Genomic DNA, 16,690 nt, shown 5'->3' on the forward strand with positions numbered 1-16,690 from the left:
CCCTCTCCCACATCCTGGACCGAAAACCCCAACCCTCTCCCACATCCTGGACCGAAAACCCCAACCCTCTCCCACCCCCTGCACAGGCCGGCCGGGCACCCAAACCCCACACCGCCGTCGTAAATCAGCGGAAACCGAGAGAGCGTCCGCGATTCTCCCGCGAAAAGTGAGAGGGCATCCGGGATTTTCCCGCGAAAAGTGAGAGAGCGTCGCGCGCTGGCGGATAACGGAGGGGCGGCGGACGCTGAGGAGGCTGCCCGACCGTTCGCCGGGGAAGCTGGGGGAGCGTCCGCTGATGGCGAAATAAGGGCTCGAAAGGCCTCAAAACCGGTGATTTACCTCAAAAAATGGCGGAAACACGCGGAATTTGCGGACCTGACCGCGGCAAGCTGGTAAGTTTTCGAACAGTGGCTTGTACGCATGCCGCGTGCAGGCTCCAGAAATCATGACCGTCCAGGAGGACATCAATGGCTAAGAACCGTAGTGAACTTGTTTCAGAGGTAGCAGGCAAGGCCGGCACCAGCCAGGCAGCCGTCAACTCCGTGCTGGATGCACTGTTCGAGGTTTTCGAGACCTCTGTCGCCGCGGGCGAGAAGATCACCATCCCGGGCTGGCTCGCAGTTGAGCGCACCGACCGTGCAGCCCGTACCGGCCGCAACCCGCAGACCGGCGAGACCATCCAGATCGCCGCTGGCCACAGCGTCAAGCTGACCGCTGGCTCGAAGCTGAAGGCTGCTGTCTCCAAGAAGTAGCATCCGGCGTCCAACGCTTGAAAGGGAGCGGCAACCCCAGGGTTGCCGCTCCCTTTGCGTTAACCGCAAACACGGCAGCCAGAAGCCAGCCCTCCGATTCGCGGCGCAGGCACCGGTAGCGGACAATGGATAGGTGCCCTCAGCAGCAAAATCCCGCCCCACCCTTCCGCAGCCTTCCCCCACTCCGGGAAAGACTGGGGCAGCTGGCGGCGCTGCGGGCATTTCCCGGCCGTGGCAGTTCGCCGGCGTGGCAGGGCTCTTCCTGGGCCTCGCAGCAGCCCTCCTGTTCTCCGGAGCGGCCGCCGCACGCGAGGTGTCCGACCCCGGAGCCCTGATCCGCTGGGGGCTCCCCATCAGCAAGGCCGTCCACAACGTTTCCCTGGCTACAGTGATCGGCGGCCTGATCTTCGCCGTCGGCATCCTGCCGCGCAACGCCAACGGTTCCCGGTCCAAGGACACCAGCACACCGGAGCACCCGGCGTTCTCCCGGGCACTGGCCGTGGCGGCGGCTGCCGGCGCTGCGTGGACGCTGTCCGCGATAGCGGTGCTGGTGCTGACCTACTCGGACGTGGCAGGCCAGTCCCTCTCCGGGGATGCCGAGTTCACGCGTGCGCTGGTCTACTTCATGACGGACATCGAGACCGGCCGCGCCTGGCTCGCCGTCACCATCGTGGCTGCCGTCGTAACCACCGCGCTGTTTGGTGTGCGTTCCCTGACCGGGCTGGCCATCACCCTTGTGCTGTCGCTCGTGGGCATGGTGCCCATCGCCCTGATCGGACACTCGTCGAGCTCCAGCGACCATGAAGGCGCCATCAACTCCCTGGCCCTGCACCTGGTCGGCGTGTCCGCATGGGTGGGCGGCATCATCATGCTGGCCGTCCTGTCCGGCATCCTGACCGGAGGCAACACCAACGCCGGCGCCAAGGCAGACATCACCGAGCCCACGCTCCGCCGGTTCTCATCCCTGGCCGGGTTCGCCTTCGTGCTGGTCTTCGCCTCCGGTGTCATCAACGCGAGCATCCGGATCACCAGCTGGCACGATCTGTTCGGATCCGCGTACGGGCAAATGGTGCTGGCCAAAGCCGTGGCCACCCTCATGCTCGGCGGCATCGGCCTCATGCACCGCCAGTGGGTTATCCCGCAGCTCCACCGCAAGGGCGCCGCCCTTTCCGCCCGCCGGGTGCTGTGGCAGCTGGTCATTGCCGAACTGCTGATCATGGGCGCAACGTCCGGCATCGCCGTCGCACTGGGCCGCTCGGCCCCGCCGCAGCCCACCACGTTCGCCCCGGACGCGTCGCCGGCCTTTATCCTCTCCGGTTATGAACTGCCGCCCGAGCTGACCCCGGAACGCTGGCTTACGGAATGGCGCCTGGACTGGCTGTGGATCGGCGTCGCTGTCTTTGGCCTGGTCTCGTACGTCCTCGGCGTGGCCAAGGTCCGGCGCCGGGGTGACAAATGGTCCTGGTTCCGCACCGTCAACTGGGTGATCGGGCTCCTGGTCCTCACCTACATCACGTCCGGCCCGCCGTCGGTCTACGGCCGGGTGCTGTTTTCCGCGCACATGGTGGACCACATGGCGCTCACCATGGTGGCTCCGATCTTCCTGGTGCTCGGTGCCCCCGTGACCCTCGCACTGCGGGCGCTGCCGGCACGCGGCGACGGGTCGCGCGGTATCCGTGAGTGGCTTCTGTTGTTTGTGCACTCCAAGTTGTCCCAGCTGGTCACGCACCCGCTGTTCGCGGCCGCCAACTTTGCGGGCTCCATTGTGCTGTTCTACTACTCGGACGCCTTCGGCTACGCCATGCGGGACCACGTGGGCCACGAGCTCATGAACCTGCACTTCGCCCTCACCGGCTACATCTTCGTTCTGAGCATGATCGGTACCGATCCGCTGCCCCGCCGCGCGCCCTACCCCATGCGCCTGCTGCTCCTGTTGGCCACCATGGGCTTCCACGCCTTCTTCGGCGTAGCGATCATGGGCGGCACCGGACTGCTGGCCGCGGACTACTTCGGCAACCTGGGCCGGGCCTGGGGGCCGAACGCGCTGCTGGACCAGCAAATGGGCGGCGCACTGGCGTGGGGCATCGGTGAAGTACCCACCCTCCTGGTGGCCATCGGCGTCGCCGTGATGTGGTCGCGCTCCGACGACCGGGAGTCCAAACGGACCGACCGCGCGGCCGACAGGAATAACGACGCCGATCTCACCGCTTACAACGATATGTTTGCCAAATTGGCTGAACGCGACGCCAAGCTGGCTGAACGCAATTCAAAGCTGGAAGGACGCTGATGAGCGAAACCGTACGCACCCACCTCCGGGTCCGCGCCTCCGAACTGGTGGGCCGTAACTGGCTGAACACCGGTGGGAAGTCCCTGGACCTCGAAGCCCTGCGCGGCAAGATCGTGCTCCTGGATTTCTGGACCTTCTGCTGCATCAACTGCCTGCACGTCCTTGACGAGCTGCGTCCGCTCGAAGAGAAGTACTCCGACGTCCTGGTGACCGTGGGCGTGCACTCCCCGAAGTTCGAACACGAGGCCGATCCCGTCGCCCTCGCCGCCGCCGTGGAGCGCTACGAGATCCACCACCCGGTCCTGGACGATCCCGAGCTGGAAACCTGGAAGGCCTACACGGCCCGCGCTTGGCCCACGCTGGTGGTCATCGACCCCGAGGGCTACATCGTGGCCCACCTGTCCGGCGAAGGCCACGCTGACGGCCTGTCCGTGCTGATCCCGGAACTCATCGCCGAGCACGAGGCGAAGGGGACCCTGCACCGCGGCAGCGGGCCGTACGTGGCACCGGAGCCGACGTCGGGCACCTTGCGGTTCCCGGGCAAAGCACTCTTCCTCCCGGCAGGCCGGGGCACTGCTGCCGGAAAGCCAGTCAGCACGGAAGCCGACGCCGGGACGTCCGACGCCGGCTCCTGGCTGGTCACGGACACCGGTCACCACCGCCTGGTGGAGCTGGACACTGATTTCCACACGGTGCTGCGCACCTACGGCTCCGGTACCAAGGGCCATGCTGACGGCCCCGGCGCCGACGTCGACTCCGTCAAGCCCACCGCCCAGTTCAACGAGCCGCAGGGCCTTGTCCTCCTGCCGGAAGACGTGGCAGCGAAGACCGGCTACGACGTCGTGATTGCCGACACCGTCAACCACCGCCTCCGCGGGCTGTCCCTCGCGGACGGAACCGTCACCACACTCGTCGGCAGCGGCGTGCAGCGCCTGCTGGAAACAGGGCCCGCACGCGTGGATGAGGACGCGGCCGGCTTCACCGGACGGCTCGGCGATCATCCCCTGGACGTTGCGCTGAGCTCGCCGTGGGACGTGGTGTGGTCCGCCAAGCTCAACGCCGTGGTGGTCGCCATGGCCGGTGTCCACCAGATCTTCAGCTTCGACCCCCTGTCCGGCGTCGTGTCCATCGTGGCCGGCAACGGACTGGAGGGCCTCCTGGACGGCCCCGCCCACGAAGCCTGGTTCGCCCAGTCGTCCGGCCTGGCCGAGGACACCGACGGCAACATCTGGGTGGCTGACTCGGAGACGTCCGCGCTGCGCAAACTGGTGATTGACGACGACGGTACGGTCACAGTGGAGTCCGCCGTTGGCAAGGGCCTGTTCGACTTCGGCTTCCGCGACGGACCGGCCGCCGAGGCGCGGCTGCAGCACCCGCTCGGCGTCACCGTGCTGCCCGACGGCTCCGTGGCGATTGCTGACACCTACAACGGCGCCGTCCGCCGCTACGACCCCGCGACCGGAACCGTGTCCACCCTTGCGCGGGGGCTGTCCGAGCCGTCCGACGTGATTGTGGACCACACGCACGTGGCCGGCTCCGAGCCGCTGCTGGTGGTGGTGGAAGCAAACAAGCACCAGCTGATCTACGTGCCCATCCCCAAGGAAGCGCAGCAGGTGGACGAGGGCGCCGTGCAGACACACCGGCCCAAGAGCCCCGTAGCTCCCGGCACGCTGGAGCTCACGGTCCGCTTCACGGCGCCCACCGGGCAGAAGCTTGACGACCGCTGGGGCGACCCCACGCAGCTGAAGATCTCCTCCACCCCGCCCGAGCTGCTGGTTGCCGGCGGCGGCACCTCCGTGGGCCTGCTCCGGACCCTGGAGCTCTCCTCCGACGTTCCGGAGGGCATACTGCACATTACGGCCCGCGCCGCGGCCTGTGACGGCCCCGAAACGGCCGACGGCGAGATCCCCGATCACGCGGCCTGCCACCTTTACCAGCAGGACTGGGGCATCCCGGTGGTCCTGCAGGCCGACGGCGACACTGAGCTGGTCCTGGACCTCCGCGGAATGGACTGAGCTCCGCCGTTCATGGATGTTGAACTGGCCCGGCTTTTGACCCCCTTGGGGTTGGGAGCCGGGCCAGTTCTGTCAGCGACGACGAGCGCCACCAGCTAAGGAACCGCCGGCAGCCTAGTAGCTGAGGAGCGGGGTGACCCTGATGGTGTCGCCGTCGACGTCGAGCCGCGTGGTGAAGCTGAAGTCGTGTTCCACGTTCAGGTTGGTCACGGCGCCGCTGAACAGGTCTGTTTGCTGGGCCTCCAACCGTGCCTTCCCGTCCAGCGGGGCAACCACCCAGCGGCCGCCGAAGGGCTCAATAGACACCTTCGGGTACTCGCTGATGCTCCAGTTGATGGTTCCCGGCGTCACCCGGTTGAACGTGGCGTGGTAGAACGGACAGTCGGGCTGGAGCTTCTGTTCCTTTACGGCCTCCGCGGCGCAGGTGTCCAGGAATTCCTTGACCTTGGAGCCCACGGCGTCCTTCAGCCCTTGGGTGGCTTCCGTCAGGAGGCTCAGCGGGGCCGTGGGAACGTCGCGGCCGGACACCGTGGCACGGCTGGCCGGAGCTGCGAAGTATTCACCGTTCAGGCTGGCCTCGTACTCGCCGGGATAAAAGACGGCGAAGGAATTGCGGCCGTTGGGCATGTTCACCGGGACGCCGTTGAGTGTGGCCTGGCTGGAGTTGACCACGGTGACTTCCAGGACAGGCAGTGCTGCCGGCACGAACGCCCACTTGTTGAAGAAGAGCCATTCGGTCCCGGTCCGCTCCAGCAGGAACTCGGTGCTCAGCCTGCTGCCGTCGATGGTGTACTCCATGGGGACCATGACCTGGTTTCCGGGACGCTCCTGGGTCTCGCCGAACTTCACGTTGGTGACGCGGGAAGCGGCTGTCTGCAGTGCTGTTCCGTCGAGCATGGCGGCGTCGCTCTGCGGCACGGAAGCGCGCAGGAGACCCAGCGCTTTTTCGCCCTCGCCCTTCTGCAAAGCGTCCAGATATTCACGGACGGGCTGCTCGGGACCCGCCACTGAGGCGTTCACCAGGTTGACCGCCACCACGGCTCCGGCGATGGCAAGCATAAGGCCCAGCAGCCACCCGGCCGCGATCCTCACCAACGCTTGACTCATCTGCACGCACCTTACGTTACCTGCAAGGCGCCTGAAAGCAGGTGTGGAGGCCGTCCCTTGTGACACCGCACGGCTGCTGCCGGACAGTACGACGGCGGCTTGCCGCCCCTAACGGCGGCGCCTGGAGGAGGTGCCGAAAACGCCCCGCAACAGCTCCCGGCCCAGTTGGGTTCCGAGCGAGCGGGCCATGCTTTTGAGGCCACCGCCGAGCGCGCCGCCCAAGGCTCCCGCGAGGTCGCCCACCATTCCCCCGCCTGATTCCTGCGGGGCCGGGGGCGCTGTGCGCTCCGCACGCCGGGCCCGTTCCGGCGCCGGAGCCGGCCTGATGCTGGGCCGCCCCAGGATTTCTTCCTCGATGCGGCGGGCGTCGGCGTCAACGGCGGCTTGGTCCATGGTTCCGGGAACGGGGCTGTTGGGCACGAAGACGCCCGTGGATGGTGTGGGCGGCTGGCCGGGGGCTGCAGCTCCGGTGCTGGTGGCGGACTTTCCGGAGATCTTCTCGTAGGCGGAGATGGTGTCCACTGCCGTGCCGTATTTGGGGAGCAGGGCGGAACCGGCTGCTGTGCTCTTGACCAGCTCATCGGTGCTGGGACCCATCACCGATTCCGGTGCCCGCAGCCGGGTCAACGCAACCGGCGTGGGGGCGCCCTTCTCATTCATCACCGTAATGACGGCTTCGCCGATGCCGGCCGACGTGAGTGTCTCTTCGAGGTCGTAGTCGCTCACCGGGAACGTGGACACGGCGGCTTTCAGGGCTTTGGCGTCCTCCGGAGTGAAGGCCCTCAACGCGTGCTGGATGCGGTTGGCCAGCTGGCCCAGGACATCGGCCGGAACATCCTTCGGCGTCTGGGTGACGAAGAAAATCCCCACACCCTTGGACCGGATGAGCCGGACGGTGGTGGTGATGGCCTCCAGGAACGCCTTGGACGCGTCGTTGAACAGCAGGTGCGCCTCGTCGAGGAAGAAGACCAGCTTCGGTTTGTCCAGGTCACCCGCTTCGGGCAGGTCCTCGAAGAGGTCAGCGAGCAGCCACATCAGGAAGGTGGAGAACACCATCGGCTTGGTCTGCAGCGTGGGCAGTTCCAGGCAGGTGATGACGCCGCGGCCGTCGGGAGCGGTGCGAAGCAGTTCGGCGGTATCGAATTCGGGCTCACCGAAGAAGGCCTCCATGCCCTGCGCCTCAAGCGTCACCAGCTCACGGAGAATGACGCCGGCCGTCGCCTTGGAGAGGCCGCCCAGGTCCTCGAGCTCGTCCTTGCCCTCGTCCGAGGTGAGGAACTGGATCACGGCCCGGAGGTCCTTAAGGTCGATAAGTTCCAGGTTGTTCTTGTCTGCAAAGTGGAAGACCAGCTGCAGGCTGGATTCCTGGGTGTCGTTGAGTTCCATGACGCGCGAGAGCAGGATGGGGCCGAAGGACGTGATGGTGGCCCGGACCGGGATGCCGTTGCCGTCCCCGCCGAGGGCCAGGAATTCCACCGGGAAAGTCTTGCCCGCCCAGGCCTGGCCGATGCTGTCCGTGCGCGCCTTGAGTTTCTCGCTGCCCGTGGCCGCGGTGGCCAGCCCGGACAGGTCTCCCTTGATATCGGCCAGGAACACCGGAACCCCGGCAGCGCACAGCTGCTCCGCCATCATGTGGAGCGTGACGGTCTTCCCCGTTCCTGTTGCACCGGCCACCAGCCCGTGCCTGTTCATCATGGCCAGGGGCAGCCGGACGGGGGCATCCTTGTGGAGTTCGCCGTCGACGATTGCGGCTCCAAGTTCGATGGTGGCGCCTTCCAGGGAGTACCCCTTTTGGATTGTGGCGACTTTATCTGCAGTGGATTTCATGGCCATGCCGATAGCTTAGCCGCGCGGCTCCAGATCTTTCGTGAAAGCCAGGAATTTGATGGTTTCGGGGTCTGCGGCCAGGTCGAACTGCGGCTCGTAGCCGGAGTTCAGGTAGAGGTATTTCGCCTCGGGCTGCCGCGGGCCGGTGGTCAGGTACACCCGGCTGTAACCGCGGTGGGCTGCCAGGGTTTCAAGCTCGGCCAGCACGAACCGGGCCAGCCCGCGGCGGCGGTGTGCCGAGTGCGTCCAGATCCGTTTGAATTCCGCGGTCTTGGGCCCGTGCCGGCGGAATGCCCCGCCCGCCACGGACTCGCCGTTTTCCTGGACGATGAGCAGCGCACCGCCGGGCGCGGCGAATTCAGCCGCAGGGTAGCGGTTGAGCTCCTCGGCGGCCGTTCCCCGTCCAACCAGGTTCGCGTACCGGGCGTCGTACTCCCGGGCGAGCTCGTCCAGCAGCGGCCGGACGCGCGCATCATGCATGGGCAGGTTGAGCACAGCCAGTGCCGACTCCTGCACACGGGCCGGCGGGGCGGTTAGTTGTTCCATGATTGAGCCTTTCCCGAGGCGGCCGGGACAGCCGCCGCTTCAACTTCACCGCGTTCACTGTCACGGCGTTCACCGTCCCTGCTCAGGTCCCGTGCCAGCAAGCCAAGGATCCGCCGCGCGAGGGCATCGTTTTCCCGGAACGGGGCGGCATTCGTTCCGGGGCGGGCAAAGGCGCCGGCGCCCCAGCCGGAGGTGTTGGGTCCGACGGCGAACAGCCTGCGGTTGGGTTCGCCCAGCGGGCTGACGAGCTCGTTGGCCCTGGACACCAGCAGCCGCCCGGTTGCATGGAGGCCTTCGGCCGTGAGGACCGTCTGCTCGCTGCCCAGCCCGGAGCTGTGCAGATAACGCAGCAGCGGGTTATCGGAACCTGTCACGGCCGGCGACGGCAACCGTGCCTCGATCAGGGCCTTCGCCGACACCCGCACGGCGCCGCGGGCGGAGCTGGCCACGAACTGCCCGGACACCTCATCAGCGGTAATCTCCAGCCCGGGCCCGATGAACCGCAGCAGCCCTGCGCGGTGGAGCGCCAGCAGCTCCCGCAAACGCTGCGGCGGAGGCCCGGAGTCAACGAAGCTGAAGAAGCCGTGCCACCAGCCATGGACCGTATGCTGCGACCGCGCGTTCAGGCGTTCGGCCGGTACCAGCCGGCCCAGGTCCATGTAGACCTTGAGCAGTGCGGTGAACAGGGCCAGCGTCTCCGAGTGGTCCGGGCTGGTCCGCAGCCGGAGGTCGTTCTCGATGTAGCCGGCCACCGCGCGCTGCACGTCGTCAGGACCGGCAAAGTCCCGTCCGGCAGTATCCAACCCTGTAAGGGGCCGGTCCAGCTGCTCGAAGTCGAGGTGGAATGCAGCGTCCGGGACCGACTCGAGCACCAGCCGCTCGCGTTCGGGGCTGTACCAGTCCAGTGCGGCGAAACGGTCCGAGAATTCGTCCCAGCTGATGCTCACGCGTTCCGGGTAGCCCGTGAAGATTTCCCGGTAATAGCCGTAGCCGGCGTCCTTGGCGATCAGCGGCCAGAGCTGTGTGCGGAAGTCCAGTTCCCCGTGCCTCGCCAGCAACTCCTGGATGGCGGCGGCCGTGAAGAACCGGGGGTCGCCGGCTGCTTCCCCGCGGAGGGCGGAGGAAATCTTGGAATGGTAGGGGACCCCGCGCCGCGAACCTGCCCAGAGCCGCGGTTCAGCCCCGGACGGAACGTACGCCAGGCCGCCGTCGGGCGTTTCCCGGAAGCGTCCGCCCCGCCCCTCCGTCAGCAGGACCACAAGGTCCACGAACGCCAGCCCCATGCCGGAGACGATCACGTCCTGTCCGGCGGCCACCCCTGAATAGTCGACGTCGGTGGTGTAGCTGGGTGCCGCATGGAACCCCCCGTGCCGGGCGGCAAAGGCAGCCCGGCCCGCCGACGCCTCGTCCGGCAGCGAATCGGTGTGGCCCAGGGCGGAAACCACGACGTCGGCGTCAACCGTGCCGCCTCCGGCCAGACGAAGGCGGTACCCGCCTGAGCCCGGGCCGTCGTGGTCGGAATCGATCCGGACCGCGGTGTCCCGGTGCACGGTGACCCGGACGTCCGGACCCAGGCCCGAGACGGCCCGCCGGAAAAACCACTCAAGGTACACACTCTGCAGCTGGCGCGTCGGGAAGGTGGCGCCGGTCAGGGCACGCAGCTGCCGCCTGAGCTCCGGAGCGAGCCGGGGAACGTCCGCGATGGTGCCGTCCAGCACTCCGACGGCCCACGCGGCCAGTCCGGGGCCGTCCGCGGCCGGCCCCTCGCAGGCGACCGAGGCGTCCGTGAACATCGTGATGTCCGCCGCCGCGGAGTTGAGCAGGAGGCCCGGGTGCTGGTCGTAGCGCCAGATCCTGCCCGAGCCGGGAGCGTGGGGCTCGATGACGTGGATTGCCAGGGGCTGGGCGAACAGCTCCGGCCGGTTGGCCGCCAGGCGTTCCAGGATGCCGGCTGTCCGTGGACCGCCGCCGACAAAGGCCACGGAGGGGATGGTCGCTGGCACGGCTGGACTCCTGTTCAGGCGGGGTGGTCTGTCCCGGCCACGTTTTCGGGGTGGCCCGGGGCCCTCATGCTAGGCAGCGGATCGGGCCGTGGTCGAGGCTCCGGTCACGCCCGTTCACGCCGCGTAACGGTGCGTAAATCCGCGCAAGAAAACGACTCATGACGCCGCAAGAACCCCTGTGAACCAATGCAACATGCCGCCTTGCTGCGGGTTTCCGGCGTCCCTAGATTTGCAGCCAACCCGACCTGAAATTCCAACCTGACAGACAACAAGAAGAAGCGAGGTGGCGCATGAGTTCAACAGCGACCCGGGCAGCGCAGTCCGCAGCGGGGCCGGCGTCCGCCGGAACTGACGTTAGTGTCCCCAACCCCGGTCCGTCCGCGGACCCGGGAAGCCCCAAAGCGCCCCAATCCCGGCAGGCCGCCACAGACTATGCCGATTACCGCCTGGTCCCCGCCCGCCACCCGTGGCGCTGGGTGGGCACCGCCGTCGTCGCCTTGGGACTGGCAGCGGTGGTGTGGTCCCTGGCAACGAACCCGCGCTGGGAATGGGGAGTGGTGGCCCAGTGGTTCACCGCGCAGTCGGTGGTCAACGGGCTGCTCGAGACCCTCAAGCTCACCGCCATCTCCGGCGCGCTCGGGTTCGTCCTGGGCTTCATCCTCGCGCTGATGCGGCTCTCCGCCTCCCCGCTGCTGGTTTCGGTGTCCTGGACCTTCTCGTGGATCTTCTGAGAATGTCAACCTGATCTGGTCCCACTTTGTCCAAGGATCGCAGTTTGAATGGGTCCCATTCTTGTAGGCGGATGGCGATGGTTGCGTCAAGGATTTCTTCCCCGGCTGGGGTTGAAAGTGGGTCCCACGGAATTTGATTCTCCTATGACGGACCTGAATGTCCTCCGTGGACTCTGGGGACATCTCGCTGACGAGATCGAGTCGAATCTGAATCGGATAAGGCGGTGCGGCAGCCAGGTCATGTACACCTGCCCTGCCAGCCGAAAAGAACCACATCATTAGGTAGGCAGCCGAAGTGACTGCCAAAAGGAGGATTTCGACAGGCTCTTGTGCGGACAGGGCTCTCCGTGTTCGTGCTCCCCTGTTTATTCAATTTGTTTTTCTAACCTATTGTGCTTTGCGGGGTTTTACGTGAGGATGCATCTCAGGCCCTCGATGACGTCGGCTCAATCGGCCGAATCTGGGGGTTTTGGTGCGTCTTCGTCATGCGGTTTTGTCCTTCATTGTTGTGACTTCAGTGGCCCTGACGGGGACGGGCGCACCGGCTATTGCCGCCCCGGACACACCACGATTGACGGCTCCCGCGGCTCCCGTGGCTCCCGCAGCCCCTGCCCCTCCGGCGCCGCCCGTGACGGACGCGGCTTTGGAGCCGGTGCCTGAGCCGGTGGATTTCGTGCCGGCTCCCGGCGACGAAGTCGCCGCAGCCGACGCCGAGGGCACACCAATCATTCCGAAGGAAGCACCGGCCGCGCTGGCCGTCGCCGCCCTGGTGCCGGCGACCGGGGCGAACGGGGCCGCATCGGGCAACCGCGGGGCCGCGTCCATGGTCGGCCACCGGCTCTCGGACGCGGCAGCACTGGCCTGGAATCCCACGAACGGGAACATCGCGCTGACCGGAGACCTCCTGCATCTGAAAGGCGTCAGCCGCGACATGGAGGTCAAGTGGCGCTACAACAGCCTCAACGACGTCCGCCCCACCCTTTCGGTCGGCACCCAGGAAGCCGGGGTCCGGGTCGATGCGTCCAACAACATCATCTACACCGCTGCAGACGGCGGGGAGTACACCTTCGTACCGAACGGCTCCGGGGGCTGGACGATGCCTCCGGGCCTGAACGCCTCGATCGAGTTCTTGACCGCGACTGACGTCGGTATTCGGTTCAACGAGACCGGTTACGCCAACCACTACGTCAAGAGCGGGGCCCTGTACGTCCTGCGCAGTGAAGATGACCCGTACGGGGACCTGCCCAACCGGGCCTCGTACTACGACCCCGACGGCCGGCTTAGTTCCAGCCAGGACAACCGGTTCCAGACGATCAACTACGTCTACCAGGACCCGAACAATACCGAACAGCCCTCCCAGGTCATCGACGCGACCCTGAACCGGGCGATCAACGTCGAATACAACGGCGGATCCGGCCGGATGTCCAAAATCACCAACGCCTCCGGAGCGGCCCTGTCCTTCACCTATAACGCTGCCGGGAAGATCGCCACGGTCACCGACGGGCGCGGCACCGTCACCACGCTGGAGTACGACGCCTCGGGCCGGGCCTCGAAAATCACCTACGGCACCGGCACCACGGCACAAAGCATCTTCACCCCGGCCTACCCCACCGCGACGACGTCGACGCTGACGGACCCGAACAGCAAAACCGCGACCTACACCTTCACTGCGACCCGGCAGGTCACCCAGGTCACCGACCCGAACGGCAACACCGCCCAGGGAACCTGGGACGCCCACGATAACCGGCTGACCTCCGTGGACGGGCTGGCCAAGACCACCACCGCCACCTACAACGCCAACAACACCCTGTCCAAAATCACGAAACCTGCGGGAGGAACCGGAGCCGGCGGCGAAACCACCTACACGTACCCAGCGCCCTCCGGGTACGACATCCTCTTCGAGTACAGGCCCTTAACCGCCACGAACAGTGAAGGGCAAGTCAGCACCTTCAGCTACGACGTGAACACAACATACGTGAAGAAAACCCAGACACCCGGTCCCAGCGGCGGCGCCGGCGGGGCACCGACCCGGAACTACCAGTCCGATGACGCCGGAACCACCTGCTCAGCCCAACGCGGCCAGCTGTGCAAAACCACCGACGGGAACGGCAACGTCACTTCCTACACCTACGACGCGGACCGCAATCCCGTCACCGTCACCCGCCCCGCACCCCTTGGCGTCATCACCAACACCTTCGACGCCGCGGACCGGCTCACCAGTTCCAAGGACGGCAAGAACCAGACCCTGATCTACACCTACGACAACAACGACCGGCTCACCCAGACCCGCCAGGGCGCCACCTGCATCGCCGCGACCTGTGTGACCTACACCTACGACGCCAACGGTAACCTCACCCAACGCGTGGACGGGTCCGGAACCACCACCATCACCTACGACGCGCAAAACCGGCCCACGGCCAAAACCATGGGCGGCACCACCACCTCCCTCACCTACGACGGAGCCTCGAACATCCTGACCTCCGTCGACCCGCTCGGGACCGTGACCTACAAGTACGACGCGGCGAACCGGCTGACCTCCCTGGCCGAACCCGGCGGATCCTGCCCCGCGACCCCGGCGTTCCCGAACGCCACCAAATGCACCGGCTTCGACTACGACGCCAACAACCGCCGCAGCGTCACGAAATACCCCAACGGCGTGAAAAACACCACGGTCATCGACCCGGCCGGGCGGACCACCTCCATCACCGCCACCAACACCAGCGCCGCCGTGCTGGCCAAACGCGCCTACACCTACACGACCAACGGCACCAAAGACGGTGCCCTGCGCAAAACCGTCACCGACCAGGCGGGCGCCGTCACCACCTACACCTACGACGAGGTCAACCGTCTGAAGCAGTCCGTGACCGGCACTCTCACCGAGACCTGGACCTACGACAAGAACGGCAACCGGACCATCGACACCCGGACCGGGACCGGCAACGTGTACAACGCCTACAACGCCGCCGACCAGCTCTGCTGGGTAGGATCCAGCGCCGGGGCCTGCGCCTCACCCCCGGCAGGGGCGATCATGTACGGGTACGACGCCAACGGCAACACCACCACCGCCGGGACAACCACGCAGTCCTACAACGTCTTTGACCAGTTCACCACCAACAACGTCGGCGGCACCACTAACTACACCTACGCCGGCACCCGCAACGACGAACGCCTCACCGCCGGACCAACCTCCTTTCTTAACGGCGCTCTCGGCATCACCCGGCAAACCACGTCAGGGGCAAGCACCTCGTTTATTCGGGACCCCGACGGTACCCTGATCAGCATGCGCACCAGTGCCGGGGCCAGCTTCTACTACACCACCGACGCCCTCGGCTCGATCATCCTGCTCACCGACAGCGCCCAGGCCGCCGCAGCAACCTACGCCTACGACTCCTGGGGCCAAACCACCGTCTCCACCGGCACCCAGGCAGCAGTGAACCCCTGGACCTACGCCGGCGGCTACAACGACACCACCAGCAACCGCATCAAATTCGGCGCCCGCTACTACAACCCCTACCGCGGCCGCTTCACCCAAACCGACCCCTCAGGCCAAGAAGCAAATTTCTACCTCTACGCCGCAGCCAACGCTGTCAACAACACAGATGCCGCAGGCCTTCAATATGGTGGTGGAGGGGGATACGGGTGTGCACCTACCAACACTTCTACATGCGCGGGCTATTCCGTTCCTCTGTTCTCGTCTCCGTTCGATACCTTCAGTTGTAGACTAGGCGTCTTTCTGATTGCCTCGAGTGGGTTGACTGGCGCAGCTCCCCTCAAGGTCTACAAATGGCTCTATGGCATATCAAGTGGCGCTTCTCTTCTCTGTATGGGGGTTTTCTGAGAGATGACAAAAAGGGATTCGAAACTCTTGGCAGCGGCGGTGCTTACCGCCGGAAGCCTAGTCGGATTAGTCGTCCAATTAAGTAATGACAGGACTCCAGGCACAGGAAATATCTCCCCCCTTAGCATCATGTGCATCGCCGGGTTCGGGGGCCAATTGATCTGGTTTATCGCATTCGCGCGGCAGAAGCTGCCGAACGACGAAATGCATCGCCGCGCTTCCCTGGTCCTCAGTGCCGTCTTTATCGGGGCGATGGCCGTCTATTTGGTCGTTCGGGGCCTACAAGGCACTGCTGCAGAGGTCGTTGGTTTCGGGGTGACCTTCATCATTCTGATGACATCACTTTCGATAAGGCGTCGGGAGCCAGCAGCATAGCTTTGGCCGGAGAATGAGTGGCAAGGTAGAGCGCTATATTCTCTGATGGGCTCAGGCGCTTCAGGCTACTGGTCGGGAAGATCCTGCCCGGCGACACCGGCGTTCCCGAACGCCACGAAATGCACCGGCTTCGTCTACGACGCCAACAACCAACGCACCGAAACGAAATACCCCAACGGGGTGAAAAACACCACGGTCATCGACCCGGCCGGGCGGACCACCTCCATCACAGCCACGAACACCAGCGCCGCCGTGCTGGCCAAACGCGCCTACACCTACACCCTCAACGGCACCAAAGACGGCGCCCTGCGCAAAACCGTCACCGACCAGGCCGGCGCCGTCACCACCTATACCTATGACGAGGTCAACCGTCTGAAGCAGGCGCTGACCGGAGCGGTCACCGAGGGCTGGACGTACGACCTGAACGGCAACCGGCTCACCGACACCAAGACCGGCGCGGCAACGGTCCACTACGCCTACAACGCCGCGGACCAGCTCTGTTGGGCCGGCAGCTCCGCCGCGGCCTGCGCCTCCCCGCCGTCCGGGGCCACCATGTACGGATACGACGCCAACGGCAACACCACCCTGGCCGGGACCACGACCCAGTCGTATAACACCTTTGACCAGTTCACCGTCAACAACAACGGCGGCACCACCAACTACACCTACACCGGCACGCGCAACGATGAACGCCTCACCGCCGGGGCCACGGCGTTCCTCAACGGCTCCCTCGGCGTGACGAGGCAGACCACCTCAGGGGCGAGCACCTCGTTTATCCGGGACCCGCAAGGTACGCTCATCAGCATGCGCACCAGTGCCGGGGCCAGCTTCTACTACACCACCGACGCGCTCGGCTCCGTCATCCTGCTCACCGACAGCGCACAGGCGGCCGCCGCGACCTACGCCTACGACTCCTGGGGCCAAACCACCGTCAGCACCGGCGCCCAGGCAGCCGTAAACCCCTGGACCTACGCCGGCGGATACAACGACACCAGCAGCAACCGCATCAAATTCGGCGCACGCTACTACAACCCCTACCGCGGCCGCTTCACCCAACCCGACCCCACCGGACAAGAAGCCAATCGCTACCTCTACGCCGGAGCCAGCCCCTACAACAACACCGATCCAAGCGGCCTCGACTACGGCGACTGGGACTATCTCGTTAACGGTGTATCCGGCGGTTTCTTTTAGTAGCTTTCAGCTGCCGGG

9 protein-coding genes and 1 pseudogene are annotated in these 16,690 nt (G+C 65.9%); 6 read left to right on the plus strand and 4 right to left on the minus strand.

Going from position 1 to position 16,690, the window contains the following annotated elements:
- The first annotated feature begins 467 nt into the window (after positions 1-467).
- The 3 genes from J7I79_RS21200 to J7I79_RS21210 all read left to right on the plus strand — a co-directional run bounded on the left by J7I79_RS21200 (position 468) and on the right by J7I79_RS21210 (position 5,054).
- The gene (locus J7I79_RS21200) at positions 468-752 is read left to right on the plus strand and encodes an HU family DNA-binding protein (RefSeq protein WP_028271010.1); all 285 of its coding nucleotides are present in this window, start codon (positions 468-470) and stop codon (positions 750-752) included.
- Between the two features lie 133 nt (positions 753-885).
- Positions 886-3,039 carry a cytochrome c oxidase assembly protein gene (locus J7I79_RS21205; protein ID WP_214956723.1) on the plus strand — a complete coding sequence of 718 codons (2,154 nt, stop codon included), beginning with the start codon at positions 886-888 and terminating at the stop codon, positions 3,037-3,039.
- On the plus strand, positions 3,039-5,054 hold the full coding sequence (locus J7I79_RS21210; protein WP_214956725.1) for an NHL domain-containing thioredoxin family protein: 2,016 nt from the start codon (positions 3,039-3,041) through the stop codon (positions 5,052-5,054). Before J7I79_RS21205 ends, J7I79_RS21210 begins: the two co-directional genes overlap by 1 nt.
- A gap of 114 nt (positions 5,055-5,168) precedes the next feature.
- Here J7I79_RS21210 and J7I79_RS21215 read toward each other — a convergent pair whose 3' ends face one another.
- The 4 genes from J7I79_RS21215 to J7I79_RS21230 form a co-directional block, all read right to left on the minus strand.
- Complete coding sequence (locus J7I79_RS21215; protein ID WP_214956727.1) at positions 5,169-6,161, minus strand: hypothetical protein; 993 nt, start codon at positions 6,159-6,161, stop codon at positions 5,169-5,171.
- A 108-nt stretch (positions 6,162-6,269) separates the two neighbouring features.
- Positions 6,270-7,994: a helicase HerA-like domain-containing protein gene (locus J7I79_RS21220; protein ID WP_214956729.1), complete on the minus strand. Its 1,725-nt coding sequence runs from the start codon at positions 7,992-7,994 to the stop codon at positions 6,270-6,272.
- A 9-nt stretch (positions 7,995-8,003) separates the two neighbouring features.
- A complete protein-coding gene (locus tag J7I79_RS21225) occupies positions 8,004-8,534 on the minus strand; it encodes a GNAT family N-acetyltransferase (protein ID WP_214956731.1) in 531 nt (176 codons plus the stop codon).
- Entirely contained in the window at positions 8,522-10,537 is a 2,016-nt protein-coding gene (locus tag J7I79_RS21230) for an FAD/NAD(P)-binding domain-containing protein (protein WP_214956733.1), read from the minus strand. The genes J7I79_RS21225 and J7I79_RS21230 overlap by 13 nt, the downstream gene beginning before the upstream one ends.
- Before the next feature lie 290 nt (positions 10,538-10,827).
- Here J7I79_RS21230 and J7I79_RS21235 point away from each other — a divergent pair.
- The 3 genes and pseudogenes from J7I79_RS21235 to J7I79_RS21245 all read left to right on the plus strand — a co-directional run.
- Positions 10,828-11,265, plus strand: a pseudogene (locus J7I79_RS21235) (amino acid ABC transporter permease); the annotation flags it as partial.
- A gap of 496 nt (positions 11,266-11,761) precedes the next feature.
- Positions 11,762-15,106 carry an RHS repeat-associated core domain-containing protein gene (locus tag J7I79_RS21240; RefSeq protein WP_251043124.1) on the plus strand — a complete coding sequence of 1,115 codons (3,345 nt, stop codon included), beginning with the start codon at positions 11,762-11,764 and terminating at the stop codon, positions 15,104-15,106.
- Between the two features lie 420 nt (positions 15,107-15,526).
- Positions 15,527-16,672 (plus strand): RHS repeat-associated core domain-containing protein, encoded by a 1,146-nt coding sequence (locus tag J7I79_RS21245; RefSeq protein WP_251043125.1) that lies wholly within the window; start codon positions 15,527-15,529, stop codon positions 16,670-16,672.
- Positions 16,673-16,690: the final 18 nt, after the last annotated feature.

The organism is Arthrobacter sp. ISL-69, from assembly GCF_018613775.1.
In the GTDB taxonomy this organism is placed as follows: domain Bacteria; phylum Actinomycetota; class Actinomycetes; order Actinomycetales; family Micrococcaceae; genus Arthrobacter.

Excerpts from the sequence above, each read along its gene's own strand:
- J7I79_RS21200 (WP_028271010.1), top strand. The coding sequence starts at position 468 with ATGGCTAAGAACCGTAGTGAACTTGTTTCAGAGGTAGCAGGCAAGGCC.
- J7I79_RS21210 (WP_214956725.1), top strand. The coding sequence starts at position 3,039 with ATGAGCGAAACCGTACGCACCCACCTCCGGGTCCGCGCCTCCGAACTG.
- J7I79_RS21215 (WP_214956727.1), bottom strand. The coding sequence starts at position 6,161 with ATGAGTCAAGCGTTGGTGAGGATCGCGGCCGGGTGGCTGCTGGGCCTT.
- J7I79_RS21220 (WP_214956729.1), bottom strand. The coding sequence starts at position 7,994 with ATGGCCATGAAATCCACTGCAGATAAAGTCGCCACAATCCAAAAGGGG.
- J7I79_RS21225 (WP_214956731.1), bottom strand. The coding sequence starts at position 8,534 with ATGGAACAACTAACCGCCCCGCCGGCCCGTGTGCAGGAGTCGGCACTG.
- J7I79_RS21245 (WP_251043125.1), top strand. The coding sequence starts at position 15,527 with ATGGGCTCAGGCGCTTCAGGCTACTGGTCGGGAAGATCCTGCCCGGCG.